At 72.7% G+C, this 23,870-nt stretch carries 22 protein-coding genes and 1 pseudogene; 5 read left to right on the top strand and 18 right to left on the bottom strand.

What is annotated here, in order from left to right; translation table 11 throughout:
* Positions 1–76: 76 nt before the first annotated feature.
* From ACFYYN_RS08060 to ACFYYN_RS08010, 11 genes are all read right to left on the bottom strand, one after another.
* Positions 77–1,054, bottom strand: coding sequence for a sugar kinase (locus tag ACFYYN_RS08060; protein WP_500545111.1), 978 nt, complete (start codon positions 1,052–1,054; stop codon positions 77–79).
* Between the two features lie 9 nt (positions 1,055–1,063).
* On the bottom strand, positions 1,064–1,954 hold the full coding sequence (locus tag ACFYYN_RS08055; protein WP_500545110.1) for an SMP-30/gluconolactonase/LRE family protein: 891 nt from the start codon (positions 1,952–1,954) through the stop codon (positions 1,064–1,066).
* On the bottom strand, positions 1,951–2,586 hold the full coding sequence (locus ACFYYN_RS08050; RefSeq protein WP_500545109.1) for a bifunctional 4-hydroxy-2-oxoglutarate aldolase/2-dehydro-3-deoxy-phosphogluconate aldolase: 636 nt from the start codon (positions 2,584–2,586) through the stop codon (positions 1,951–1,953). The genes ACFYYN_RS08055 and ACFYYN_RS08050 overlap by 4 nt, the downstream gene beginning before the upstream one ends.
* A 26-nt stretch (positions 2,587–2,612) precedes the next feature.
* Entirely contained in the window at positions 2,613–3,410 is a 798-nt protein-coding gene (locus ACFYYN_RS08045; protein WP_500545108.1) for an aldose epimerase family protein, read from the bottom strand.
* The gene (gene dgoD / locus ACFYYN_RS08040; protein ID WP_500545107.1) at positions 3,404–4,549 is read right to left on the bottom strand and encodes a galactonate dehydratase; all 1,146 of its coding nucleotides are present in this window, start codon (positions 4,547–4,549) and stop codon (positions 3,404–3,406) included. The genes ACFYYN_RS08045 and dgoD overlap by 7 nt, the downstream gene beginning before the upstream one ends.
* A complete protein-coding gene (locus ACFYYN_RS08035) occupies positions 4,546–5,307 on the bottom strand; it encodes a FadR/GntR family transcriptional regulator (protein ID WP_500545106.1) in 762 nt (253 codons plus the stop codon). Before ACFYYN_RS08035 ends, dgoD begins: the two co-directional genes overlap by 4 nt.
* Positions 5,308–5,376: 69 nt before the next feature.
* Positions 5,377–6,135 carry an SDR family NAD(P)-dependent oxidoreductase gene (locus tag ACFYYN_RS08030; RefSeq protein WP_500545105.1) on the bottom strand — a complete coding sequence of 253 codons (759 nt, stop codon included), beginning with the start codon at positions 6,133–6,135 and terminating at the stop codon, positions 5,377–5,379.
* A gap of 52 nt (positions 6,136–6,187) precedes the next feature.
* Entirely contained in the window at positions 6,188–8,299 is a 2,112-nt protein-coding gene (locus ACFYYN_RS08025; protein ID WP_500545104.1) for an alpha-galactosidase, read from the bottom strand.
* Positions 8,296–9,219, bottom strand: a complete 924-nt coding sequence (locus ACFYYN_RS08020) for a carbohydrate ABC transporter permease (RefSeq protein WP_500545103.1) — start codon at positions 9,217–9,219, stop codon at positions 8,296–8,298. Before ACFYYN_RS08020 ends, ACFYYN_RS08025 begins: the two co-directional genes overlap by 4 nt.
* Positions 9,219–10,115, bottom strand: coding sequence for a carbohydrate ABC transporter permease (locus ACFYYN_RS08015; protein ID WP_500321989.1), 897 nt, complete (start codon positions 10,113–10,115; stop codon positions 9,219–9,221). The genes ACFYYN_RS08020 and ACFYYN_RS08015 overlap by 1 nt, the downstream gene beginning before the upstream one ends.
* A gap of 2 nt (positions 10,116–10,117) precedes the next feature.
* Entirely contained in the window at positions 10,118–11,410 is a 1,293-nt protein-coding gene (locus ACFYYN_RS08010) for an ABC transporter substrate-binding protein (protein WP_500545102.1), read from the bottom strand.
* Between the two features lie 452 nt (positions 11,411–11,862).
* Between ACFYYN_RS08010 and ACFYYN_RS08005 the strand changes: the two genes are divergently transcribed.
* Positions 11,863–12,684 carry an HAD family hydrolase gene (locus ACFYYN_RS08005; RefSeq protein WP_500545101.1) on the top strand — a complete coding sequence of 274 codons (822 nt, stop codon included), beginning with the start codon at positions 11,863–11,865 and terminating at the stop codon, positions 12,682–12,684.
* A gap of 78 nt (positions 12,685–12,762) precedes the next feature.
* On the opposite strand, the gene ACFYYN_RS08000 is transcribed toward ACFYYN_RS08005, so the two are convergent.
* The 5 genes and pseudogenes from ACFYYN_RS08000 to ACFYYN_RS07980 form a co-directional block, all read right to left on the bottom strand.
* Positions 12,763–13,188 (bottom strand): guanyl-specific ribonuclease, encoded by a 426-nt coding sequence (locus ACFYYN_RS08000; RefSeq protein WP_500545100.1) that lies wholly within the window; start codon positions 13,186–13,188, stop codon positions 12,763–12,765.
* A gap of 431 nt (positions 13,189–13,619) precedes the next feature.
* A complete protein-coding gene (locus ACFYYN_RS07995) occupies positions 13,620–14,558 on the bottom strand; it encodes a LysR family transcriptional regulator (RefSeq protein WP_500545098.1) in 939 nt (312 codons plus the stop codon).
* Positions 14,559–14,562: 4 nt separating this feature from the next.
* Positions 14,563–15,756 carry a PLP-dependent aspartate aminotransferase family protein gene (locus ACFYYN_RS07990; protein ID WP_499514748.1) on the bottom strand — a complete coding sequence of 398 codons (1,194 nt, stop codon included), beginning with the start codon at positions 15,754–15,756 and terminating at the stop codon, positions 14,563–14,565.
* Between the two features lie 62 nt (positions 15,757–15,818).
* On the bottom strand, positions 15,819–16,847 hold the full coding sequence (gene tdh / locus ACFYYN_RS07985; protein ID WP_500545097.1) for an L-threonine 3-dehydrogenase: 1,029 nt from the start codon (positions 16,845–16,847) through the stop codon (positions 15,819–15,821).
* Positions 16,848–17,115: 268 nt separating this feature from the next.
* Positions 17,116–17,589: pseudogene (locus ACFYYN_RS07980) on the bottom strand (peroxiredoxin); the annotation flags it as partial.
* A gap of 107 nt (positions 17,590–17,696) precedes the next feature.
* Between ACFYYN_RS07980 and ACFYYN_RS07975 the strand changes: the two are divergent.
* On the top strand, positions 17,697–18,293 hold the full coding sequence (locus ACFYYN_RS07975; RefSeq protein ID WP_500545096.1) for a TetR/AcrR family transcriptional regulator: 597 nt from the start codon (positions 17,697–17,699) through the stop codon (positions 18,291–18,293).
* 91 nt (positions 18,294–18,384) lie between these two features.
* Here ACFYYN_RS07975 and ACFYYN_RS07970 read toward each other — a convergent pair whose 3' ends face one another.
* A complete protein-coding gene (locus ACFYYN_RS07970) occupies positions 18,385–19,200 on the bottom strand; it encodes an AIM24 family protein (RefSeq protein ID WP_500321647.1) in 816 nt (271 codons plus the stop codon).
* 34 nt (positions 19,201–19,234) lie between these two features.
* Complete coding sequence (locus ACFYYN_RS07965) at positions 19,235–20,506, bottom strand: ROK family transcriptional regulator (RefSeq protein WP_500545095.1); 1,272 nt, start codon at positions 20,504–20,506, stop codon at positions 19,235–19,237.
* 139 nt (positions 20,507–20,645) lie between these two features.
* On the opposite strand from ACFYYN_RS07965, the gene ACFYYN_RS07960 reads away from it, so the two are divergent.
* The 3 genes from ACFYYN_RS07960 to ACFYYN_RS07950 are packed head-to-tail and all read left to right on the top strand — an operon-like array spanning position 20,646 to position 23,840.
* On the top strand, positions 20,646–21,962 hold the full coding sequence (locus ACFYYN_RS07960; protein ID WP_500321649.1) for an ABC transporter substrate-binding protein: 1,317 nt from the start codon (positions 20,646–20,648) through the stop codon (positions 21,960–21,962).
* A gap of 14 nt (positions 21,963–21,976) precedes the next feature.
* Positions 21,977–22,987, top strand: a complete 1,011-nt coding sequence (locus ACFYYN_RS07955; RefSeq protein WP_499516975.1) for a carbohydrate ABC transporter permease — start codon at positions 21,977–21,979, stop codon at positions 22,985–22,987.
* Entirely contained in the window at positions 22,980–23,840 is an 861-nt protein-coding gene (locus ACFYYN_RS07950; protein ID WP_499514741.1) for a carbohydrate ABC transporter permease, read from the top strand. Before ACFYYN_RS07955 ends, ACFYYN_RS07950 begins: the two co-directional genes overlap by 8 nt.
* The last annotated feature ends 30 nt before the right edge of the window (positions 23,841–23,870 follow it).

Here is a 23,870-nt window from a genome sequence, read left to right as displayed (position 1 = left end):
GCACGGTAACCCGGGGGCCCGCCGCGACACGTCACCCTGCGGGACGAGACACCCCGGACGGTCTCATCCGAAGGGTTCAGCCGATCGTGGCGGTGCGCCAGGTCTCCTCGTCCGCCTCCAGCAGCGCGGCCAGGACGGCGGGGTCCGGCAGCGGCCCGTGGTCGGCCGGGACACGCAGGGCCGAGGCCGCGGTCAGATGGCCGAGCCGAAGGGCCCGCTCCACGGGCAGGTCCCGCAGCAGACCGCTGAGGAAGCCCGCGGCGAAGGCGTCCCCGGCGCCGACCGGCTCGGCCACCCGGACGGTGAGGGCGGGCACGCGGTGCGCGTCTGTCCCGGTGAAGGCCGTGGCCGCACGGGACCCGTCCTTGACGACGAGGACACCGGGCCCGGGCAGCAGCTCGCGGACCGAGCGCGCGTCGGTGATCCCCCCGCCCCACAGGGCCTGGGCCTCGTCGAGACCCACGAGGACGATGTCGGCCCGGTCGGCGAGCGGCCGCAGGACGTCCGCGGCGGAGCGGCCGGTCCACAGCGCGGGACGGTGGTTGACGTCGAAGCTGACGGGCCACGGGCGGTCGGGGCGCAGCGCCCGTTCGACGAGGGCGTGGCAGCCGGGCGAGAGGGCGGGCGTGATGCCGCTGAGGTGGACGAGCGCGGCTCCGTCCAGGGCCGGGTCGTCGAGCACGTCGGGGGTGAGCGCCGAGGCGGCCGACCCCGCGCGGTGGTAGTGGACGCGGGTGCCGTGCGCTCCCGGGTCCTTGAGCAGGAGCCCGGTGGGCCGTGCGGGGTCGGTGCGCACCCCGGTGACGTCGACGCCGCCCGCGGCGATCCGCGCGCGGACCCGCCGGCCGAAGGGGTCGTCGCCGAGCGCGGAGACCCATCGGGCGGGGATTCCGTGGTCGGCGAGGTACAGCGCGACGTTGGACTCGGCGCCCGCGATGTCGACGCGCAGCAGGTCCGCGTCGTCGAGCGGCCCGAGGGGGTCGGGGGCGAGGGCGGCCATGGTCTCGCCGACGCAGACCACGGGTCCGGGTCGCAGCGGCCGGGGGGTGCTCATGGGGGCTTCCTAGGGGGTGTCGGCGCGGTCCGCCGGGCGGTACGGGGCGGCCGGTGTGCCGGGGACGTCCACCCGGACGGCGAACACGGCGCCGTCGAGCGGTCCCGGGGCGGCCAGGCCGATGTGCGCGCTGGTGACGAGGAGGGTCCGGCCGTCGGGGCCGCCGAGGCAGAGTCCGGCGGGCTGTCCGGCGGGCAGGTCGACGATCCGGTCGAGGCTGCCGTCCGGGAGGTAGCGGTGGACCTGTCCGGTGCCCCAGACGGCGGTCCACAGCCCGCCCTCGCTGTCGGTGGTCATGCCGTCGGGGCTGCCGTCGGCGAGGGTGACGAAGGTGTCCGGCGTGCCGGGGTCGCCACTGGCGGGGTCGACCGGATAGCGACGGATGACGCCGCGGGCGCTGTCGGCGAGGTACATGACGGTGCCGTCGGCGGTGAAGGCCGGCCCGTTGGGGATCGTGATGTCCCGCAGCACACGGGTGACACGTCCGTCGCGGTCCAGGCGGTAGAGCGAGCCGGCGCCCTCGGTGGTGTCGTAGGCCATGCTGCCCGCCCAGAAGCGGCCGTGCGGGTCGGCGACGCCGTCGTTCATCCGCATCGGCACCAGGGCGTCGTCCTCGGGGCGGGCGATCCACTCGGCCCGGCCCGCGGGGTCGATGCGGCAGATGCCGGTGCCCGCGGCCGCGACCCAGTGGCCGGGGCGGCCCTGGACCGGTGCCACCGCACCCAGCGGGCACGGCAGTTGGGCGATCAACGTGTGCGGGGCGGCGGGGCCGTCGGAAGCGGCCAGCAGCCGGCCGCTGAGGATGTCGGTGAGCACGGCGCGGCCGTCCGTCCAGCGGATGCCCTCGCCGAGTTCGAGGCGGTCGGTCCCGAGCACCGCCGGGGACGCGGTGGCGGTCACGGGCGGTCCTCCGCGCGGACGACGTCCAGGAAGGTGCGGGCCCGTTCGCGCAGCGCGGTGACGCTGCCGCCCTCGGCGGCGTCGCCGATCAGGGGCGATCCGACGCCGACGGCGAGGGCGCCGCCCCGCAGGTACACCGCTGCGGCCTGCGCGTCCACTCCGCCGACGGGCACGAAGGGCAGGTCGGGGAAGGGGCCGCGCAGGTCCTTCAGGTACCCGGGGCCGCCGGCGCTGCCTGCCGGGAAGAGCTTGAGGGCGTCGGCGCCGAGCCGCAGTGCCTGGAGGATGTCGGTGGGGGTCATCACCCCGGCGAGGACCGGGAGTCCGAGCTCCCGGCCGGTGGCGATGCCCTCGCTGACCGCAGGGGTGACGAGGAAGGCGGCGCCGGCCTTGTGGGCGTCCCGTGCGTCCTCGGCGCTGAGCACGGTTCCGGCCCCGAGGGTCGCTTCCGGGCCGAGCGCTGCGCGCGCCCGGGCGATGACGTCGAGCGCGTCACGTCCGCTGAGGGACACCTCGATGAGGGTGATCCCCTCCTCGGCGAGGGTGAGCACGGTGGTCAGCGCGGCGTCCGGGTCGCTGCCGCGGACGATGGCGAGCAGCCGGTGGGCACGCAGCGCGGCGAGCAGGTCCATCCGACATCCCTTCTGGTGATGGGTGTTCAGGGGCGGCGGGTCGCGGTGACGGTGAGCCGCCAGGCGACCTCGCCGGAGGGCGGGACGACGACCGTGTCGTCGTCGTCCGCCCCGGTGCGGTCGAAGACGTGGCCGAGCATCGGCTCGACGCCGATCGAGCGGTACGACGCGTCCTGCGGGAAGCCGCCGAGGTTGCGCCACAGCGCGACCGCGACGGGCCGGCCGCCGGCCTCGACCGCCAGGTGCAGCGCGTCGGGGCCGTCGTGCACGGTCACCCGCGGGGTGAGGACGACGGCCCCGACGGCGGTCCCGTCGTCCGGGCCGAGCCGGTCGAGGGGGATGCCCTCGACGCGCGGCCACCGACCGGTGATCCACCCCGCGCCCTCGTCCGGGTAGAGCCGGGTCTCCGCTGCCGCGTCGATGCCGAGCCACGCGCCCGGGGAGAGTTCCAGCAGGGCGTGGGCGGCCCACACGAAGCGGTAGCCGGGCTCGGCGGTGAGCGTGTAGTCGACGACGGCGGCTCCCGCCTCCGTGCTCAGGCGCCGGGTCAGCCGGAAGTCGGGGCAGTCCACGACCTCCGCCTCCGCCTCCCGGCGCCAGGGCCGTGACCAGGCGTCCCCGTGGTCGGGCAGCCCGCGCACGGTGGGTACGCACTCCTCCAGGCCGCCGGCGTCGGCGAAGGGGTCGCCGGGCCGGACCCGGGGGCGGCGGGGCTCGTCGCGGTGCCAGAGCCACTCACGGCCGCCGGCGGTCAGCGAGGTCCAGCGCCCGCCGTGGTCCAGGTCGGTGACCACGGAGACCGGGATCCGGTTCCCGGTCACCATTCGGCGAAGGAGCCGTCGGCGTGCCGCCACACCGGGTTGCGCCAGGCGTGGCCGGAACGGTCCGCGGCGCGGACCGAGTCCTCGTCCACGGCGACGCCGAGTCCCGGCAGGTCGGTGCGGCGCGCCTGGCCGTCGACGAACCGGAAGGGCTCGGTGTCGACCAGGTAGGACAACAGGTCGGCGTCCTTGTTGTAGTGGATGCCCCGGCTCTGCTCCTGGATCAGGAAGTTCGGGGTGGCGAAGGCGACCTGCAGGCTCGCGGCCAGCGCGATCGGTCCGAGCGGGCAGTGCGGTGCCAGGTGCGCGCCGAACGTCTCGGCGAGCGAGGCGATCCGGGTGACCTCCGATATCCCGCCGGCGTGCGACAGGTCCGGCTGGGCCACGGCGATGCCGGCCGTCAGCACCGGGAGGAAGTCGGCCCGCCCGTAGAGCCGTTCACCGGTGGCGAGCGGCACGGACGAGGCCGCGACCAGGCCCGGGAGCAGGTGCGCCTGCTCGGGCAGGACGGGTTCCTCGACGAACAGGGGGTGCAGCGGGGCTATCTCGTGCAGCACGCGCCGCGCGTTGGCGGCGCTGAACCGTCCGTGGAAGTCCACCGCGACGTCCCGGTGCGGGCCGAGGGCCTCCCGGGCGGCGGCGACGCGCTCCACGACGGCGGCCGTCTCGGCGGGGCTGCCGAGCGGCGGGGTGCGCCCGGCGGCGTTCATCTTGACGGCCGTGAAGCCCGCCTCCACCTGGGCGGTGACCTCCTCCTTGAGCCGGTCCGGCTCGTCGCCGCCGACCCAGGCGTACACCCGGACCGAGTCGCGGACGGGGCCGCCGAGCAGGGTGTGCACCGGTACCCCGAGGGCCTGGCCGGCGATGTCCCACAGGGCCTGGTCGATGCCGGCCACGGCGCTGGAGAGCACGGGCCCGCCCCGGTAGAAGCCGCCCTTGGTGAGCACCTGCCAGTGGTCCTGGATCCGCAGGGGGTCCTGGCCCACGAGGTGTTCGGCGAGCACCTCCACGGCGGCCCGCACCACCTCGGCCCGGCCCTCCACCACCGGCTCGCCCCAGCCGACGACGCCGTCGTCGGTCTCGATGCGGCAGAACAGCCAGCGGGGCGGGACGAGGAAGGTCTCGACGCGCGCGATCTTCACTGTGCCTGGCCGTCCTTCTGTTCGGTGGAGCCGTCCGCGCCCTTGGGCGCCTGCGGGCCGCTGACCTTGTCGAGGTCGCGCGTCGCCTGGTCGAGCAGGGCGCGCATGGCGTGTTCCGCGGCGTCCGGGTCCCGGTCGCGCACGGCGTCGAGGACGGCACGGTGACTGGGCACCGGGTCCTCGCTGTGCGGGGCGCTGTGCACGAGCTGGTCGCGCTGGGCCAGGCCCGACTCGATGACCATCTCCATGCGTTCCAGCAGTTCGTTGTGGGTGGCCGCGAGCAGCGCCCGGTGGAAGGCGAGGTCGGCCTCGACGGCGTGGTTCGCGCCGCCCTCCTCGCCCATGGCCGTCAGTGCCGTCTCCAGCAGCTCCAGATCCGCGTCGGTGCGGCGGGCCGCGGCCAGCCGTACGGCGGCGGGTTCGATGATGCCGCGGACCTCGCCGAGGTTGCGCAGCAGCGCCAGGTCGGCGCCGGTGTCGCTGCCCTCGGAGAACTGCCAGCGCAGCACATCGGCGTCGAGCAGGTTCCAGTCCGAGCGGGGCCGTACGAAGGTGCCGCGCTTCTGCCGGGCATCGACCATGCCCTTGGCCGCGAGGACCTTCAGCGATTCGCGCAGGGCCGTCAGACTGACGTCCAACTCGCTCTGCAGGGCCGCCATGTCGAGCGTCGCTCCCTCGGGGATCTCGCCGCTGAGCACTCGGCGGGCGAGGGTCTCCACGGTCTGGCCGTGCACTCCGCGGCGCGCGTATGGCGTCATGTGTATGCCTTTCTTGCTGGTCGGTGGGGCTGGACCGTCGTCTCGGCCGTCTCCGTCGGGGCGTACCCGTCAGGCGGAGGCTTTGACGACGCTCCAGCCACCGTCGACGAGCAGGCTCGATCCGGTGATGTACGAGGCTTCTTCGGCGGTGAGGAAGGCGACGGCGGCGGCGACCTCCTCGGGGGTGCCGAAGCGGCCGGCCGCGGTCTCGGCGACGCTCTGTTCGCGTTCGGCCTGCGGCACCCGGTCCCAGGCGGCGGTCAGGATCGGCCCGGGGATCACCGCGTTGACGCGGACCTCCGGTCCGTACTCGACGGCGAGCTGGCCGCACAGCGACAGCAGCGCGCCCTTGCTGGCCGCGTAGGCCGGGTGACCGGGGATGCCCCGGTGGGCGTGGACGGAGGAGGTGAGCGCCACGGCGCCGCGCTGCTCGCGCAGGTCGGGCAGCACCGCCTTGAAGCCCAGGAAGGCGCCGGTGAGGTTGACCGACAGTTGCCGTTCCCAGGAGGCGAGGCTCGTCTCGTGCGCGGGGGCGACCTGCACCGTGTACGCGTTGCTGACCAGGACACCCACGGGCCCGAAGCCGTGGGCGGCGTCCGTGACCCGCCGCCAGTCGTCCTCGCTCGCGACGTCGGCGGCGACGAAGACGGCGCGCGCGCCGTCCTTGCGCAGCCGCGCGGCGGTCTCCTCGCCCCGGTCGGCGGCGATGTCGACGAGCACTACGGCCGCTCCCTCGGCGGCCAGGCGCGCCGCGGTGGCGGCGCCGATGCCCGAGGCGGCGCCGGTGACGACGGCGACGCGGTTGGTGAAGCGGGCCGCTGGGTTCATGGTGCTGGTCGTCTCCTGTTTCATCGCTGGTGTGCTGATTCTCGCCGTGCCGTCACTGCCGGGCCAGGACGACGAGTTCCGCGTCGTACTCCGCCGTCCACGCGAACGGCAGCCCGGAGTGGGCCAGATGGGCGCCGCTGTAGCGGGTGCCGGTGGCGGTGTCGGTGTAGACGGCGTCCGCTCGCAGACCGCGCAGGCGGAGCCGGGCGGCGCGGCCGGGCACCAGGGGCGCCCCGTCGAGGGGGCCGGTGTTCCAGGCCGTCACCACCATGCGGTCGCCGCCCGGTTCCTCGTACTGGATCCCGCACGTCGGGTCGGCGGGGCCGCCCAGCAGGTGGACCTCGCCGTGGTGGACGACGTCGCGGACCTCCTTGTAGCGGGCGATCCACCGCGCGGCCTCGGCCCGCTGTTCCGGCGTCCAGTGGCGGATGTCGGCGCCGATGCCGAGCACGCCCGCCATGGAGTTGACGAAGCGGAAGGCGAGCGAGCGGGGCCGCGGGTCGAAGACGCCGGGGGCGTCGGTGACCCAGGAGCTCATGGTGTGCGGGGCGTGCGCGTGGAGGTAGCCGTACTGGATGCGCAGCCGGTCCATGGGCGCGGTGTTGTCGCTGGGCCACACCACGTCGGTGCGGGCGATGGTGGCGTGCTCGACGCGGCCGCCGCCGCCCGCGCAGCCCTCGACGGTGACGTGCGGGTGCGCGGCGCGCAGGTGGTCCAGGACGCGGAGGTAGCCGGCGACGTGCGCGGCGTCGAGGTCCTGGCGCTCGGGGTCGGCGCCCGCCCGGTGGCCGGGGCGGCCGCGCTCGGTGGGCGGACGGTTCATGTCCCACTTGAGATAGCTGATGGCGTGGGAGCCGAGCAACCGGTCCAGGGTGCCGATGACGAATTCCTGGACGTCCTCGCGGCCGAGGTCGAGCAGCAGCTGGTTGCGCACGAGCGTCGCGGGCCGGCCGTCGATCCGGTACACCCACTCGGGGTGCTCGGCGTAGAGCTTCGAGCGGGGGCTGATGCCCTCGGGTTCGACCCACAGGCCGAAGTCCAGGCCGAGGGCGCGCACGTCCTCGACGAACCGGTCGAACCCGCCGGGGAATTCGGCCGGGTCCGGGTCCCAGTCGCCGAGGCCGCCGGTGTCGTCCGGCCGTCCGGTGAACCAGCCGTCGTCGACGACGAAGAGTTCGGCGCCGAGTTCGGCGGCGACCTTGGCGAGCTCCAGCTGGTTCCCGGCGTCGACGTCGAAGCCGGTGGCCTCCCACGAGTTGTAGAGGACCTTGCGGGGCCGCTCGATGCGCTCGCCGGTCAGATGCCGCTCGTAGCGGTGCCAGACGCGGGCCAGGCCGTCGAGCCCGTCCGGGCTGAACGCGCAGGCCAGCCGCGGCGTGACGAGGGTGGCGCCGGGGGCGAGGCGGACCGCGCCCTCGTGGGGCACCCGGCCGGCTCGGACGCGCACCGCGCCGCCGGGCTCGGCGTCGGCGGTGATCCGCCAGTTGCCGGACCACTCCAGGGCGATGCCGTAGGTGGGGGTGGCGCCCTCGGCGGGGGCGGCGGCGTCCTGGACGGCGAGCCACGGGTGGTACGCGTGCCCGGCGGAGCCCTGGGTGCTCTCCATCTCGAAGCGCCCGCGTTCCATTGCCACCTCCTTGAGCTGGAACTCCTGGGACCACTGGCCGGCCAGGTAGGTCAGCCGTGCGCCGCCCTGGACGGGCACGTTGACGGCGGCGGAGTCGAAGCGCTCCAGCCGCACCTCGTCCTCGCCGGTGCAGGTCAGCTCCGTCCAGCGCAGGACGACGTCGGTGCCGGGCACCGTCTCGTAGCACAGCGTGGTGCGCAGCCCGAGGAGGTCGTCGGCGAAGTCCAGGCGCAGGGCCCGGTCGCCGTCCTGGGTGGCGCCGTCGAACCGCCACCAGCTCCCGCGGTCGCCGCCGGGGCGGGAGGCGACCAGGTCGGCGCCGGTGAACGGCCGCAGTCCGTACGGGATGTACTCGGCCGGGGCGGCGTCGGCGGGGGTGATGAAGTGGGTGCGGCGCGACCACTCCATGGGCGACGGGCCGTCCTCGGCGCCGTGCGGCCCCCAGGCGGCGAGTTCGGCCCAGCGGCCGTCGCCGCCCAGGGTGACGGCGTAGGTGGTGGCGTCGGTGCGCAGCAGCCACCGGTCGTGCGTGGTCACTTGACGGCTCCGAGGTTGAGTCCCGCCACGAAGTGGCGCTGGAAGCGGAGGAAGACGGCCACCGTCGGGGCGGCGGCGATCACCGAGCCGGCCGCGATGACGTTCCACATGGAGACGTACTGGCCCTGCAGACCGATGAGGGACGCGGTGATGGGCATCTGGCTGTCGGTGCGCAGCACCGTGATCGCCCACAGCAGGTCGTTGAAGATCCAGGTGAACGACAGGGCGGTCAGTGCGGCCAGCGCCGGGCGGGCCAGCGGCAGGATGATCCGCCAGTAGATCTGCCAGGGGCCCGCTCCGTCGATGACGGCGGCCTGCTGGATCTCGCCGGGGATCGACCGCATGAAGCCGTGCAGCACGAAGACGTAGAAGCCGACGCCGAAGCCGACCTGCACCCCGATCAGGGCGTACAGCTGGTCGTAGATGCCGAGCACTTCGCTCAGCTTGGACACGGGGATCAGCAGGATCTGCGGGGGCAGCAGGTTGCCGCCGAGCATGAGCAGCAGCAGGACGCGCCGGAAGGGCAGGTCGTAGCGGCTGAGCGCGAAGGCCGCCATGGAGGCGAGGCCGAGCGAGAGCGCCACGGTGGGGATGGTGACCAGCATGCTGTTGATGAGCGCGCGCTGCTGGCCGCCGTCCACCCACGCCTGACGGAAGCTGTCGAAGGTGAAGGAGTGCGGCCAGCTGCCGACGCCGTGTGCGGCGATGTCGTCGAAGGTCCGGGTACTGGTGACCAGGACGAGGGCGATCGGCAGCAGCCACAGCGCGGACAGCAGACCCGCGGTGAGGTGGAAGCCGGTGGTGCGCAGGGCGCGGCCGCGCAGCGCGGGCCGACGGGGCGCCGCGGCCGGGAGCTTGGCGGTCCCGCCGTCGCGGCCGGCCGGGTCCTCGACGCGCGCCGAGGCTTGGGTGGCGGTCATCAGTCGGCCTCCCGGAAGGCGCGCACGAGGTAGCCCACGATGACGCCGAACGCCAGCACGAAGATGACGACGGCGAGCGCGGAGCCGTATCCCAGGCGCAGGGACTGGAACGCGGTGGAGTACATGTAGGTGCTCAGCAGTTCGGAGGAGTGGTAAGGGCCGCCGCGGGTGAGCGCCCACACCACGTCGAACGAGCGCAGCGAGTCGATGACGATCACCGACAGGACGACCGCATTGACGCTGCGCAGCTGCGGCAGCGTGATGTGCCGGAACTGCTGCCAGCGGGTGGCGCCGTCGACCTTGCCGGCCTCGTAGAGGGCGGGGTCGATGCCCTTGAGGCCGGCCAGGTACAGCACCATCACGTAGCCGACCTGGCGCCACAGCGCGGGCACGATGACCGCGTAGAAGGCGGTGTCCTGGTCGGCCAGCCAGGCGTGCTTCAAGCTGCCGAGGCCGACGCCGTCCAGCACGTTGTTGATCAGGCCGTCCGGCTGGTACATGGCCTGCCACACCAGGGCGGTGGCGACCAGCGAGAAGACCACCGGCAGGAAGAGCGCCGCCCGGTAGAACCCGATGCCGCGCCGCTCCTGCTGGAGCAGCAGCGCGGCACCGAGGCCCAGGGCGGCGGACAGCCCGCCGAAGAGCAGAAGCCACAGCACCGTGTTGATCGCCGCGGTGCGGAAGACCTCGTCGTGCAGCATCTCGCTGAAGTTGCCGAGGCCCACGAACTTCGGGGCCCCCAGGCCGTCCCATGACGTCAGGGAGAGGTAGAAGCCCTGGAGGGCCGGCCAGAAGACCCAGAAGGCCTCGGCGAGCAGCGGGATGAGGACGAAGGCCAGGACCACCGGGGGCACCCGAGTGGCCCTGGACCGTCGTGTGGAGCCGATCAGCGCCATCGTCACTGGCTCCAGATCTTCTGTGCGCTGCGCTGCCACGTGGTGAGGATGGAGCCGATCTCCTTGGGCTTGGCCAGGTAGTGCACCAGCGCCGTGTCGGCGGTCGGCTGGAGCGCGTCGCTGGAGTCCCGGTTGAAGAACTGCGTCACGTCGGCGGCGCTCTCGATGAGCTTGCGGCCCTTGACCACCAGCGGGGTGCCGGCGTCCTTGGCGTCCGGGTGGGTGGGCAGTGCGGTGCCGGAGGAGTTCTTGAGGTAGAGCTCCTGCGCTTCGGCGGTCGCCAGGTAGCTCAGCAGCTCCTTGACACCGTCGGTGTGCTTGCTGCGGGCGCTGGCGAAGTAGCCGTCGGTGGGCGCCTCCTCGGCGACCGGCACCTTGGGGTCGATGATGGGGAACTGGAAGAAGTCGATGTCGCCCAGGGCGTCCTTCGGCGCGGCGTCGGCGAAGAAGGTGCCGATGAGCATCATGCCGGTACGGCCCTGGAGGAGGGCGGTGGTGGCGTCCTGGAACGGTATCGCCGTGCCGTTGGGGTCGAAGAACGGCCGGGCCTGGTCCCACGTGTCGAAGACCTTGCGGACCTCGGGGTCGTCGAAGCGGTGCTGGCCCGCGAGCAGTTCGCGGTGGTACGTGGCACCGTTGACGCGGATGTTGAGGTAGTCGAACCAGGCGGAGGCGACCCACGGGGTGTCGCCGCCGGCGCCGAGGCCGATCGGGGCGACGCCCTTGCTCTTGAGCTTGTCGCACAGGTCGAGGAACTCGTCCCAGTTCTTCGGCTCCTGGACGCCCCACTTGGCGAAGTTGGACTTCCGGTAGAACATGCCCCACCAGTAGTAGCTGGTGGGCACGAAGACCTTCTTGCCGCTGGAGGCCGAGGTGCACAGCTTCTTCAGGGCGTCGCTGTAGCCGGACAGCTCGGGCTTGCCCCAGATGTCGTCCAGGTCGAGGAGCAGGTCCTTCTTGGCGTACGACTCGGCGACGGAGCCCGGGTACCAGGTGTAGATGTCCGGCGGGGTGGCCGAGGTGAGGTACGTCGGCAGCTGCGTGCGGAAGGTCTCCGACGCGACGGTGTTGAGCTCCGCCTCGGCGCCGCCGCGCTTGTTGAAGGCGGCCACGAGCTGCTGCATCGAGGTCTTCGCCTGCGGGGAGGAGAGGTTGGACTGCAGGGTCACCGGGCCGCCGGACTTTCCTCCGGAGGCGGACGGGCTCTGGGTGACGCAGCTGCTGAGCAGCGCGCCGGCGCCGACGGCGCCGGACACGGCGAGGAACCGGCGGCGGCTGGCGTTGAAGGCGGTCATCTGTGAACTCCCTTAGTGCCCACGGAACGGAGCTGAGGCCCCCTGACGGCCCGGCTCTGGGTGCGGCAGGCACAGCCTGTCGCAGGGGTCAGCGTCCCGTCAAGATTAATTAGTAATTTATTTTCGAGAGGGATGTGCCCTCGGCCGAACAAGGCCCGGGGGCACCCCTGTTGGCGCCGGATGGCATCGGTTGACGCAGGTGGAGCGGGATGGAACGGGGTGGAGCGCTGCGCTGCCAGACGCAGCGGACGGGTCGCGCACAGGGCTCGGAGCGCGGCCCGACGGACGCGGCCGTCCACCCCGCGGAGGGCGACGTGCCGGGCGCCGGTGCCACGGCGGAAACTGTGGCCGGGCCCCCGAAGCCTGTCAATATTAATTGCTAATTAACTTAAAAACGCGATCTTCCGGTGACCTGGACGGCGTCGCGGCACCGGCTTCCGTAGGATGCGGCGATGCCCCACCCCCGCCTGGTCGCCACCGATCTCGACGGCACGCTCCTGCGGAACGACGGCACGCTTTCCGCCCGCACGCTGGACGCCCTGCGCGCCACGGCCGGCGCGGGCGCGGAGGTCGTCCTCGTGACCGCCCGGCCGCCCCGCTACCTCGACGCGCTCGCCGCCGCCACCGGCCTCACCGGGACGGCGGTGTGCGCCAACGGCGCGATGGTGTACGACATCGGCAGCCGCACGGTCACGGGGTCCACCCCGCTCCCCGTCCCCGTCGCACGTCGGGTGGCCGCAGCCCTGCGGGACGCGGCGCCCGGCGTCGGCTTCGCCGTCGAGACGGGCCACCGGCTGCACTGGGCCCCGGGATACGGGCACCACCTGCCCGAGGACTCCGGTGCCGAGGTCCCCGTGCCCTCGCTCGCGCAACTGTGGGCGACGCCGGGCCCGGTCGTGAAGCTGCTCGCCTGGTCACCCGCGCTCGACGCGGACGCCCTGCTCGCCGTGGCCGAGCACGCGGCGGGCGGCCGGGCCCAGTTCACCCACTCCGGCGGCCGCGGGCTGCTGGAGGTCAGCACCCGGGGCGTCACCAAGGCGGCCGCCCTCGCGGCCCTGTGCGCGTCCCGCGGCATCGCCGCCGAGGAGGTCATCGCCTTCGGCGACATGCCCAACGACCTGCCGGTCCTCACCTGGGCGGGCACGGGCTGCGCCGTCGCCAACGCGCACCCGGCCGTGCTCGCGTCGGTCGCCCACCGCACGGCCTCCAACGAGGACGACGGCGTGGCCCGCGTCCTGGAGCGGCTCTACGGGACGCGGGCACGGGAACGCTGACGGGGCGCTGACGCACCGAAGGGCGGCGCCCGGTGGGACCGACCGGGCGCCGCCCCGAGGACGGTGGACGGGGCCGCGTCAGCAGCCGTGGTCGATCAGGTCGAAGGTCACGTAGTGGTCGGCGGTGTAGTAGTCCTCGTCGGCTCCCTGGCCGGTGACGATCCGCCGGGCGCCCCGGGTCGAGGAGCCGGGCGTCTTGACCGTGTACTCGTGGTAGTAGCCGTTCGCGTGGGCGGGCAGCACACCCTCGCGGTTCTGGAAGACCGTCCCGTCCTGGGGGTACGGGAACGGGCCGCCCTGGTCGATCAGCCGGAGCGTGGTGTAGGCCTGGGACGGCAGGTCGGAGTAGCAGATGTCACCGACCGACGCGGCCCGGACGACAGCCGCGGCCGCGGCGCCGGCGGGCGCCGGTGCGGCGGTCGCGACGGCCGGGCCGCCGACGAGAAGGGCCGAGGCGAGGGCGCCCAGGGCGCCGATGCGAAGGATCCGTGGGGGGATTCTCATGGCTCCAGGATGACGCGCGTAGAGCCTGTCATGTCAACGACAATCACGGGATGTTCCCCGGGAGTTCACACCTTCCGGTCACCCGCCGGATGGCGGCGCGCCCCGACGCGACCGTGGACGTGAGAGCCGCGGGCAATGTCCGCGGCCGAATCCGGAAAGCCGGTGGCAGCCTGCGGACGAATGGGCACCGGCGCACCCGTCCCTCGAACTTCTCGGCCGGAGAGGAATTTCCTCCGCCGTCCCCTTGCGATCGGCCTCGAGGATGACTCCGCGAGAGGGTCGGGTGAGGCGCTGACCTGCGCCGCGGCCGCACCCCAACTCCCCCACGGGGCGGGCCCCGGAGATGACGGAGGAGGCCGAACACGCGATGGCGGAACACTTTCCCGCAAAGGGCCGAATTCAGGGACCGGCTCTCCAGGGAATGGGGTGAATCAGGACCCTGCAGTGCCTTCGGCGTCGCCCGCGCCCTCGGCCGCGTCGCGCAGGGCGTCGAGGACCGGGCGGAGCAGGGGGTGGTCCTCGGCGCCGCGGCGGACGGCGGCGAAGACGCGGCGGGTGGCGACGACGTCGTCGACGGCGCGGACGGCGACGCCGGACAGGTCCATGTCGCGCAGGGCGCTGCGCGGGACGAGGGCCACGCCCGCGCCCGCGGCGGCGAGGGCGACGACGGCGCGGAAGTCGTCGGAGGAGTGCTCCAGGCGTGGCTGGAAACCGGCGTACTCGCAGGCGAGGACGACCACGTCGTGGCAGGGGTTGCCCGGGTAGGGGCCGATCCAGGTCTCGTCGGCGAGTCCCGCGACGCGCACGGTGCCGGTCCCGGCGTCGGCGAGGGGGTGGCCGGCCGGGAGCACCGCGTCGAAGGGCTCGGCGTACAGGGGGACGCGGGAGAGCCGCTGGTCGTCGGCGCTGGGGGCGCCGCGGTACTCGACGGCGACGGCGATGTCGGCGCGGCCGTCGAGCACCATGGGCAGCGACTCGTCGCCTTCGGCGTCCCGGACGCGGATGTGGATGCCCGGGGCGGTGCCGCCGAGCGCGGCGATGGCCGGGGCGAGCACGAGCGCGATGCCGGTCGCGAAGGAGGCCACGGTCACCTGGCCGGCGGCGCCGGAGGTGTAGGCGGCCAGCTCGGCCTCGGCGCGTTCGAGCTGGGCGAGGACCGTGTTGGCGTGGGCGAGCAGGATCTCGCCGACGGGGGTGAGCTGGACGCCGCGGCCGCCGCGTTCCAGCAGCCGGTGGCCGGTCTCGTTCTCCAGGGCGGCGAGCTGCTGGGAGACCGCGGAGGGGGTCAGGTACAGCGCGGCGGCCGCGGCGGTCACCGTACGGTGGTCCGCCACGGCCCGCAGGGTCCGCAGCCGTCGTGCGTCAATCACCCATTCATCCTGCCAGGGCCGCGCGCGCGGCGATGAATGCGTCCACCGCCTTGTCGACGTCCGCGGTGGAGTGGGCGGCCGACAGCTGGACCCGGATGCGGGCCTTGCCGTGCGGCACGACGGGGTACGAGAAGCCGATGACGTAGACGCCGCGCTCCAGCAGCAGCTCCGCCATGCGGCCCGCCTCCGAGGCGTCGCCGATCATGACCGGGGCGATGGGGTGCTCGCCGGGCAGGATCTCGAAGCCGGCCTCGGTCATCCGGGAGCGGAAGAGGGCGGTGTTCTCCGCGAGGCGGGTGCGCAGGTCCTCGGAGTCCTCGATCAGGTCCAGGACCTTGAGGGAGGCCGCGGCGATGACCGGCGCGAGGGAGTTGGAGAACAGGTACGGGCGCGAGCGCTGGCGCAGCAGCGCGACGATCTCCGCGCGGGCCGCGACGTAGCCGCCGGAGGCGCCGCCGAGGGCCTTGCCGAGGGTGCCGGTGATGATGTCGACCCGGTCCATCACCCCGTGCAGGGCGTGGGTGCCGCGGCCGCCGGGGCCGGTGAAGCCGACGGCGTGGGAGTCGTCGACCATGACCATCGCGTCGTAGCGGTCGGCGAGGTCGCAGATCTCGTCCAGCGGCGCGATGTAGCCGTCCATCGAGAAGACGCCGTCGGTGACGATGAGGCGGCGGCGGGCGTCGGACGCCTCCTTGAGGCGGGCCTCCAGCTCGGCCATGTCGCGGTTGGCGTAGCGCAGGCGGCGGGCCTTGGACAGCCGGATGCCGTCGATGATGCTGGCGTGGTTGAGCGCGTCGGAGATGACGGCGTCGTTCTCGTCGAGGAGGGTCTCGAAGACGCCGCCGTTGGCGTCGAAGCAGGAGCTGTAGAGGATCGTGTCCTCGGTGCCGAGGAAGGCGGACAGCCGGGCCTCGAGCTCCTTGTGGACCTCCTGGGTGCCGCAGATGAAGCGGACGGACGCCATGCCGTAGCCCCAGCGGTCCAGGGCCTCCTTGGCGGCGGCGGTGACCTCGGGGTGGTCGGCGAGGCCGAGGTAGTTGTTGGCGCAGAAGTTGAGGACGTCGCCGGGGACGCCGCCGGCAGTGACGGAGACGGAGGCGCTCTGCGGGGTGCCGATCACGCGCTCGGGCTTGAAGAGCCCGGCCTCGCGGATCTCGTCGAGGGTGCCGCGCAGGTCGTCGCGGACGGAGTCGAACATCGGGGTTCTCCCTGGGAAGCTGCGGGTGGTGCGGTGGGCCGTGCCTCGGGGGCCGGGAGGGGTCAGACGGTCCAGTCGAGGACGACCTTGCCGCAGCGGCCGCTCGCGGCGTCGTCGAAGGCGGCGTCGAAGTCGCGGTAGGAGTAGCGGCCGGTGACCACGGGGGCGATGTCGAGACCGCCCTCCAGCAGCACGGACATGGCGTACCAGGTCTCGAACATCTCGCGGCCGTAGATGCCCTTGATGGTGAGCATCGACGTGACGATCTTGGCGAAGTCCACGGAGAAGTCCTCCGCGGGCAGGCCGAGCATCGCGATGCGGCCGCCGTTCGTCATGTTGGCGATCATGTCGCGCATGGCCTCGGGGCGGCCGGACATCTCCAGGCCGATGTCGAAGCCCTCGCGCAGGCCGAGCTCGCGCTGGCCGTCGGCGATGGTGGTCTCGGCGACGTTGAGGGCGAGGCTGACGCCGACCTTGCGGGCGAGCTCCAGGCGGTACTCGCTGACGTCGGTGATGACCACGTTGCGCGCGCCGGCGTGCTTGGCGACGGCGGCGGCCATGATGCCGATCGGGCCGGCACCGGTGATCAGCACGTCCTCGCCGACCAGGGGGAAGGACAGCGCGGTGTGGACGGCGTTGCCGAAGGGGTCGAAGATCGCGGCGATGTCGAGGTCGACGGGGACCCGGTGCACCCACACGTTGGAGGCGGGCAGCGCGACGTACTCGGCGAAGGCGCCGTCACGGCCGACTCCGAGGCCGATCGTGTTGCGGCACAGGTGGCGGCGGCCGGCCAGGCAGTTGCGGCACTTGCCGCAGACGAGGTGGCCCTCGCCGCTGACGCGGTCACCCGGCTTGATCTCGTCGACGTCCGAGCCCACGGCGGCGACCTCGCCGACGAACTCGTGGCCGAGCACCAGGGGGGTGCCCACGGCCTGCTGGGCCCAGCCGTCCCAGGCACGGATGTGCAGGTCGGTGCCGCAGATGCCGGTCCGCAGCACCTTGATGAGGACGTCCCCGGGACCGATCTCCGGCTCCGGGACGTCCCGCAGCCACAGGCCGGGCTCGGCCTTCTCCTTCACCAGTGCCTTCACTCTTGCGACTCCTGCCGGCAGACGATGTGGCCCGGCCCGCGCGGGGGGACGCGGACCGGGCACGAGGGAGCCCGGGCGGAGCGGTGGCGCCCGTCGGCGCCGGCTCGCGCGATGCGCCGGGCACACAGCAATCTGCCCGGCTTCGAGCGTTCAGTCCATCGATCTTTTCTTAAGCTCGGCAACAGCGCAGCTTCACGCTCGGCCGGAAGGGTGGCGCGGGCCGCTCCGGCCCGGCGTCGCCCGGCTCAGCGCGGGGCGAGCGCGGGGCGAGCGCGGCCAGCTGCGCGGTGATGGTGTCGGTGTCCTGGAAGGTCAGCCCGATGCGGGCGACGTGCTTCCAGCGCACGATGCCCTCCGCGTCCACGATGAAGACCGAGCGCTTCAGGCCGAGGCCGGGCATGGTGATGCCGTAGGCCTTCGCCACCGTGCGCTCGGTGTCGGCAAGCAGCGGGAAGCGCAGGTCGCGCTTGCGGGCGAAGTGCTCGTGGCTGTCGAGGTCGCTGAAGTTGACGCCCCACACCGTCGCCCCGAGGTCGCGGAAGCGGTCCAGGTCGGAGGTGTAGGAGCAGAGCTGCTTGGTGCACACCGCCGAGTCGTCCCCGGGGTAGAAGGCGAGCACGACGGGGGCGCCGCGGTGCGCGGACAGGGAGTACTCGCCGCGCTCGGCGTCGCCCGAACCGGTGAGCAGGACTCCCGGGAGGGTGAAGTCGGGGGCGGGGGCGCCGGTCTCGGGCACGGGCATGGCGGGGTCCTCTCACAGGGGGCGGGCTCAGGTCGTCGGGGAGTGACGATACAGAACGTTCTTTCTTGCCGCGACGCTACGCGGTGCCGTCCGCTACCGTCAAGGACATGAGTGCCGCCGTTCCCCTGGTCACGTACGCCGCCGCGGACGCGCCGCCGCGTGACCGCATCCTGGCCACCGCGGCCCGGCTGTTCTACGCCGAGGGGATCCACGCGGTGGGCATGGACCGGATCGTCACGGAGGCGTCCACCACCAGGGCCACGCTCTACCGGCACTTCCTGGGCAAGGAGCAGCTCGTCCTGAGCTACATCCAGGCCACCGACGAGCAGATCCGCACCTTCACCGGGGCCGCGCTGGAGGGCCTGGGCGCACGGGAGGCCCTGGCGGGGGTGGCCGGAGCGCTCGGCGACCAGCTCTGCTCACCGGGCTTCCGCGGCTGCCCCTTCCTCAACGCGGCCGCGGAGTACCCGGACCCGGCCGACCCCGTCTCGCGCGCGATCGTGGCCCACCGGGACTGGCTGCGGGAACTGGTCGCCCGGCTGCTCGCGGAGGCGGGCGCCCCCGAGCCCGCCGAGGACGCGGCGACGCTGATGATGCTGCGCGACGGCGCCGTGATGACCGCCGCGCTCGGCGACCCGGACGCGGTGCGGGCCTCGCTGGACCGGGCGGTGCGGCGCGTGCTGGAGGCCGCCGGGGTGGCGTGAGGGGGGCCTGCCACGCCCTCGCGGCACCCGACGCTCGGCGTGCGTCCCGCCGCTGCCGCGCGCACGCCTCCTATGTGGGCGCGGGACGGCGTCAGCCGGCGTGGGTGGAGAAGAGGCCGCCGGTGGGGCCCTGCTTGTCGCCGCCCTGGGCCTTCTTGAGCGCGTTGGCCAGGCCCTCGATGGTCATGGACTGCAGGATGACGCGCCCGTTGCCCTCCAGGGTCGCCAGCGACAGCCCCTCGCCGCCGAAGACGGCGTTCATGATCCCCTGCCGGTTGAGCCCGCCGATGCGCTGCACGCCGTAGCGGACCCCGTCCTCGAAGGCGACGATGCAGCCGGTGTCGACCTCGATGCGGCCGCCGAAGTCGGCGGGGTTGAGGTCGATGAAGTTCCCCGCGCCCGCGATGATCACCGTGCCGCGGCCGGTGAACTTCTCCAGGACGAAGCCCTCGCCGCCGCTGGTGCCGGTGCGGCCGCCCTGGAAGGCGATGCCGAAGTCGACGGTCGATTCGGCGGCCACGAAGGCGTCCTTCTCCGCGTACCAGGCGCGCGATCCGTCCAGTTCCAGGGCGCGCATCTCCCCGGGCAGGACGCCCGCGAAGCCCACGGTGCCCTCGCCGCCGCTCGCGGTGAAGTACTGGAAGGCGATGCTCTCGCCCGCCAGCATCCGCTGGCCGACCTGCATCGCCGTGCCCATCGCCTGGCGGAGCATGCCGCCCATGCCGCCGCCCGCCGCGCCGCCCTGGGCCTCGCGCTGGGCGCCGGGACCGGCCAGGCGGGTGTCCATGCTCACGTTCGCGGTCTTGAACAGGAACTTCCCCGCCTCGCAGTAGACGGTCTGGCCGGGCTGGAGGGTGCACACGGCCATCTGCATGGCGTTGCCGACGATCTGCTGCTTCAGGGTCACTGCGGTGCTCCGGGTGGTCTCGGGACGTCCTCGTTCAGACGGATGTACCCGACAACGAACGACCCGGACGATTCGGTTCCGCTTGCTCCTCCGGGCGTGCGGCGGGGGCGGTCGGGCGGCCGCCGGCGTCGAGGAAGCGGGCGAGCGGCAGGGTGGCGGCGCCGACCGTGACCGCGTCCGTCCCGAGCCGGCCCAGCTCGATGGAGGTCTGCGCGCAGGGGTGGTGCAGCGCGTAGGCGGCGGTGGCCTCGCGGACCGCGTCGAGCAGCCGTGGGCCGATCATCAGGCCGGTCCAGCCGGACAGCACGATGCGCTCGGGGTTGAAGAGGTTGACGAGGTCGGCGATGCCCGCACCGAGGTACTCGGCGGTCTCGTCGAGCAGCGCGACGGCGGCCGCGTCGCCGGCCTCGGCGGCGTCGAGGAGGGCGGCGATCGCCGCCTCCTCGCTCACCCCGGTGGGCGCGTCCCAGCGTTCGATGAGCGCCTCGGCGCCGACGTAGGCCTCCAGGCAGCCACGGGCGCCGCAGCGGCAGCGCCGCCCGCCGACCTGGAGGGTGGTGTGGCCCCACTCCCCCGCGCTGCTGCTGGCGCCGCGGTACGGCTTGCCGTCGGCGACCACGCAGGCGCCGACCCCGGAGCCGAGCAGCGCGATCACGGCGTTGCGGGCGCCGCGCCCGGCGCCGAACCACATCTCGGCCTGGCCGAGGGTCTTGGCGCCGTTGTCGATGTGGAGCGGCAGGGCGGTGCCCTCGGCGAGCAGCGCGCCGAGGGGGACGGCGTCCCAGTCGATGGTCTGGCCGTGGACGACCGCGCCCGCGCCGCCGGTGCCCTGCTCGACGATGCCGGGCACGCCGATGCCCACGCCGAGCACGAGGGCGGGATCGACGCGGCTGTCCTCCAGGACGACGGACAGGCCGTCGAGGATGAGCTGGACGACCAGGGCGACGTCGTGACCGCTGTCGGCCAGCGGGCGGTCGGTGGAGGAGAGTTCGGTGAGGGCGAGGTCGAAGAGGGTGACGCGGACCCGGGTCTCGCCGACGTCGACGCCGATGAGGAAGCCGTGGCGGGGGGCGACCTTGAGCATCACGCGGGGGCGTCCGCCGTCGGACTCGACGGAGCCGGCCTCCTCGACGACGCCGTCGGCGATGAGCTCGGCCACGACGTTGCTGATGGAACCTGTGCTCAGTCCGGTGTCCCTGGCCAACTCCTGACGGCTGAGGGGTCCTTCGAAGTACAGGTGACGCAAGAGCGCCGAACGGTTGCCCCGCCGCAGGTCGCGTACGGTCCGCTTGCCTCGGTCTGCCATGGTGCTCCCTCCCCGGCTGAATCTATCGCTGCGCCAAGTCTTGACGCCAGGTTTTCTCAGACGTTAAATCACGCCTTGAATTAAGGCGTGACGTTCTTCACTTCCCGAAGGCACCCACCCTGGAGAGGGATCCCCGGTCATGCACATCACCCGTACCACGGCCGCCGTGACGCTCGCGGCCGCGCTCATCGCCTCCGCCACCGCGTGCGGCGGCGGCTCCTCGACCGACGGCAGCGGCAACGGCAGCCCCAAGGAGCTCACCTACTGGGCCAGCAACCAGGGCGCCAGCCTCGAGGCGGACAAGGCCACCCTGACGCCCGAGCTCAAGAAGTTCGAGAAGCAGACCGGGATCAAGGTCAAGCTCGAGGTCATCCCGTGGTCCGACCTGCTGAACCGGATCCTCGCCGCGGCCACCTCCGGCCAGGGCCCCGACGTGCTCAACATCGGCAACACCTGGTCCGCCTCGCTGCAGGCCACCGGCGCGCTGCGCCCCTTCGACGCCAAGGCCTTCGACGCCATCGGCGGCAAGGACCGCTTCGTCTCCTCGGCCCTGGGCGCGACGGGCGCCGAGGGCAAGGACCCGGCCGCGGTCCCGCTGTACTCGCTGGCGTACGGCCTGTACTACAACAAGAAGATGTTCGCCGACGCGGGCATAGCCAACCCGCCCGCCACCTGGGACGAGCTCGTCGCCGACGGCAAGAAGCTCACCAAGGGCGGCAAGTACGGCCTCGCCGTCGAGGGCGGCAACCTCTCCGAGAACGTCCACCACGCCTTCGTCTTCGGCAAGCAGCACGGCGCCGACTTCTTCGACGCCTCGGGCAAGCCGACGTTCACCACCCCCGAGGCGGTCGCGGCCGTCAAGCAGTACATCGACTTCATCGCCAAGGACAAGATCGCGGCCCCCGGCAACGCCGAGTACGCCGCCAACCAGTCCGTCGCCGACTTCGCCACCGGCAAGGCCGCCATGCTGCTGTGGCAGGCCGCCGGCTCCTCGCTGAAGTCCCACGGCATGAAGCCCGAGGACTACGGCGTCGCCCAGGTGCCGTTCCAGGCCGCGGGCGCCTCCGGCGACACCGCCGTGAACTCGATGGTCGCGGGCATCAACCTGGCCGTCTTCAAGAAGACCGACAACGTCGACGGCGCGCTGAAGTTCGTGAAGTTCATGACCAGTGACGACGAGCAGAAGCTCCTCAACGGCACCTACGGCTCGCTCCCGCCGGTCAAGGCCGCCCAGTCCGACCCGGCCTTCGCCACCCCGGACCTGAAGGTCCTCGCGGACGCGCTCGCCAACAGCGCGGCGCCGCTGCCGCAGGTCGCCAACGAGAGCCAGTTCGAGACCGCCGTCGGCACCGCGATGAAGGACCTGTTCGCCGACGCCGCCGCCGGCAAGCCGGTCACCACCGAGAGCGTCAAGGCCGCCCTCGAAAAGGCCCAGCAGCAGATGCCGGCGTCGTGAGCGTGAAGGAACCGATGACCGCCACCGTGCCGCCCGTCCGGCACAGCTCCAAGACGCCTTCCCCCGGCGGCCGGCGTGCCGCCGGGGGGAGGGCCCCGCTGTCGCGGCTGCGCCTTCCGGCGCGGCTGCGGCGCGCGTCGCTCCCGTACGTCCTGCTGCTGCCGGCCCTCGCGCTGGAACTGCTGATCCATCTGGTGCCGATGGTCGTCGGCGTCGTGATGAGCTTCAAGGAGCTCACGCAGTTCTTCATCAGCGACTGGTCCGCCGCCCCCTGGAAGGGCCTGGACAACTACCGCGTGGCGGTGGACTTCAACGCCCCGGTCGGCGAGGACCTCCTCAAGTCCTTCCTCGTCACCTGTGAGTTCACGGTGCTGGCGGTCGGGCTGTCCTGGCTGTTCGGCACCGCCGCCGCGATCCTCATGCAGGACGCCTTCCGCGGCCGGGGACTGCTGCGCGCGGTCTTCCTGGTGCCGTACGCGCTGCCGGTCTACGCAGCGGTGATCACCTGGTCGTTCATGTTCCAGCGGGACACCGGCATGATCAACCACGTCATCCACGACCAGCTGCACCTCACCGACGGCCGGCCCTTCTGGCTGATCGGCGACAACAGCTTCTACGCGCTGGTGACGGTGTCGGTGTGGCGGCAGTGGCCGTTCGCCTTCCTGTGCCTGATGGCCGGTCTGCAGAACATCCCGCGCGAGCTGTACGAGGCGGCCGCGATGGACGGCGCCGGGATCTGGCAGCAGATCCGCAGGATCACCCTGCCGTCGCTGCGCCCGGTCAACCAGGTGCTGGTGCTGGTGCTGTTCCTGTGGACGTTCAACGACTTCAACACGCCCTACGTGCTGTTCGGGCGGGCGGCGCCGGACGCCGCGGACCTGATCTCGATCCACATCTACCAGTCGTCCTTCGTGACCTGGAACTTCGGCTCCGGCTCGGCGATGTCCGTGCTCCTGCTGCTGTTCCTGCTCGTCGTGACGGTGCTCTACCTGCTCGCGACCTCCCTGAGGAGGAAGGATGCCTGACGTCCGCAGCCCCATGGCCGCGCCGCGCTCCTTCGTGTGGACCCGCCGGATCGTGCTGACCGTGCTGACGGCCTTCGCGCTGGCGCCGGTGTTCGTCATGGTCGTCTCGTCGCTGAAGCCGCTGCAGGACGTGCAGGGCCCGTTCCGCTGGTTCCCCAGCGGCTTCACCCTGCGCCCGTACGCCGACATCTGGCACACCGTGCCGCTCGCCCGGTACTTCGTGAACTCGCTGCTCGTGGCGGGCGGGGCGACGCTGTGCTCGGTCGCGGTGGCGATCTTCGCGGCGTACGCAGTGAGCCGCTACGACTTCAAGGGGCGCCGCTTCTTCTCGGTGACGATCCTGTCCACCCAGATGTTCCCCGGCATCCTCTTCCTGCTGCCGCTCTTCCTGATCTTCGTCAACCTCGGGAACGCGACGGGCATCGCCCTGTACGGCAGCCGCGGCGGCCTGATCCTGACCTACCTCACCTTCTCGCTCCCCTTCTCCATCTGGATGCTGGCGGGCTACTTCGACTCGATCCCCCGGGACCTGGACGAGGCCGCCATGGTCGACGGCTGCGGGCCGCTGGGCGCGCTGTTCCGCGTGGTCGTCCCCGCCGCCGTGCCCGGCATCGTCGCGGTCTGCGTGTACGCCTTCATGACGGCCTGGGGCGAGGTCCTGTTCGCCTCCGTCATGACCAACGACACCACCCGCACGCTCGCCGTCGGCCTGCAGGGCTACGCCACGCAGACCGACGTGTACTGGAACCAGGTCATGGCCGCCTCGCTCGTGGTGAGCGTGCCCGTGGTCGCCGGGTTCCTGCTCCTGCAGCGCTACCTCGTCGCCGGGCTGACCGCCGGCGCCGTCAAGTGAGCCCCACCGCCCCTCAGCGTCCCCCGAACG

The sequence above is a fragment of the Streptomyces sp. NPDC001902 genome (assembly GCF_042891295.1).
GTDB lineage: Bacteria > Actinomycetota > Actinomycetes > Streptomycetales > Streptomycetaceae > Actinacidiphila.
Note: the sequence above shows the minus strand (reverse complement) of the source record. Positions and strands in the feature narration are given on the sequence as shown.

What these genes read in the sequence shown, in the direction of transcription:
- ACFYYN_RS08060 (WP_500545111.1), bottom strand. Translation starts at nt 1,054, where the DNA reads ATGAGCACCCCCCGGCCGCTGCGACCCGGACCCGTGGTCTGCGTCGGC.
- ACFYYN_RS08050 (WP_500545109.1), bottom strand. Translation starts at nt 2,586, where the DNA reads ATGGACCTGCTCGCCGCGCTGCGTGCCCACCGGCTGCTCGCCATCGTC.
- ACFYYN_RS08045 (WP_500545108.1), bottom strand. Translation starts at nt 3,410, where the DNA reads ATGGTGACCGGGAACCGGATCCCGGTCTCCGTGGTCACCGACCTGGAC.
- ACFYYN_RS08035 (WP_500545106.1), bottom strand. Translation starts at nt 5,307, where the DNA reads ATGACGCCATACGCGCGCCGCGGAGTGCACGGCCAGACCGTGGAGACC.
- ACFYYN_RS08030 (WP_500545105.1), bottom strand. Translation starts at nt 6,135, where the DNA reads ATGAACCCAGCGGCCCGCTTCACCAACCGCGTCGCCGTCGTCACCGGC.
- ACFYYN_RS08020 (WP_500545103.1), bottom strand. Translation starts at nt 9,219, where the DNA reads ATGACCGCCACCCAAGCCTCGGCGCGCGTCGAGGACCCGGCCGGCCGC.
- ACFYYN_RS08015 (WP_500321989.1), bottom strand. Translation starts at nt 10,115, where the DNA reads ATGGCGCTGATCGGCTCCACACGACGGTCCAGGGCCACTCGGGTGCCC.
- ACFYYN_RS08010 (WP_500545102.1), bottom strand. Translation starts at nt 11,410, where the DNA reads ATGACCGCCTTCAACGCCAGCCGCCGCCGGTTCCTCGCCGTGTCCGGC.
- ACFYYN_RS08005 (WP_500545101.1), top strand. Translation starts at nt 11,863, where the DNA reads ATGCCCCACCCCCGCCTGGTCGCCACCGATCTCGACGGCACGCTCCTG.
- ACFYYN_RS08000 (WP_500545100.1), bottom strand. Translation starts at nt 13,188, where the DNA reads ATGAGAATCCCCCCACGGATCCTTCGCATCGGCGCCCTGGGCGCCCTC.
- ACFYYN_RS07990 (WP_499514748.1), bottom strand. Translation starts at nt 15,756, where the DNA reads ATGTTCGACTCCGTCCGCGACGACCTGCGCGGCACCCTCGACGAGATC.
- ACFYYN_RS07975 (WP_500545096.1), top strand. Translation starts at nt 17,697, where the DNA reads ATGAGTGCCGCCGTTCCCCTGGTCACGTACGCCGCCGCGGACGCGCCG.
- ACFYYN_RS07965 (WP_500545095.1), bottom strand. Translation starts at nt 20,506, where the DNA reads ATGGCAGACCGAGGCAAGCGGACCGTACGCGACCTGCGGCGGGGCAAC.
- ACFYYN_RS07960 (WP_500321649.1), top strand. Translation starts at nt 20,646, where the DNA reads ATGCACATCACCCGTACCACGGCCGCCGTGACGCTCGCGGCCGCGCTC.
- ACFYYN_RS07955 (WP_499516975.1), top strand. Translation starts at nt 21,977, where the DNA reads ATGACCGCCACCGTGCCGCCCGTCCGGCACAGCTCCAAGACGCCTTCC.
- ACFYYN_RS07950 (WP_499514741.1), top strand. Translation starts at nt 22,980, where the DNA reads ATGCCTGACGTCCGCAGCCCCATGGCCGCGCCGCGCTCCTTCGTGTGG.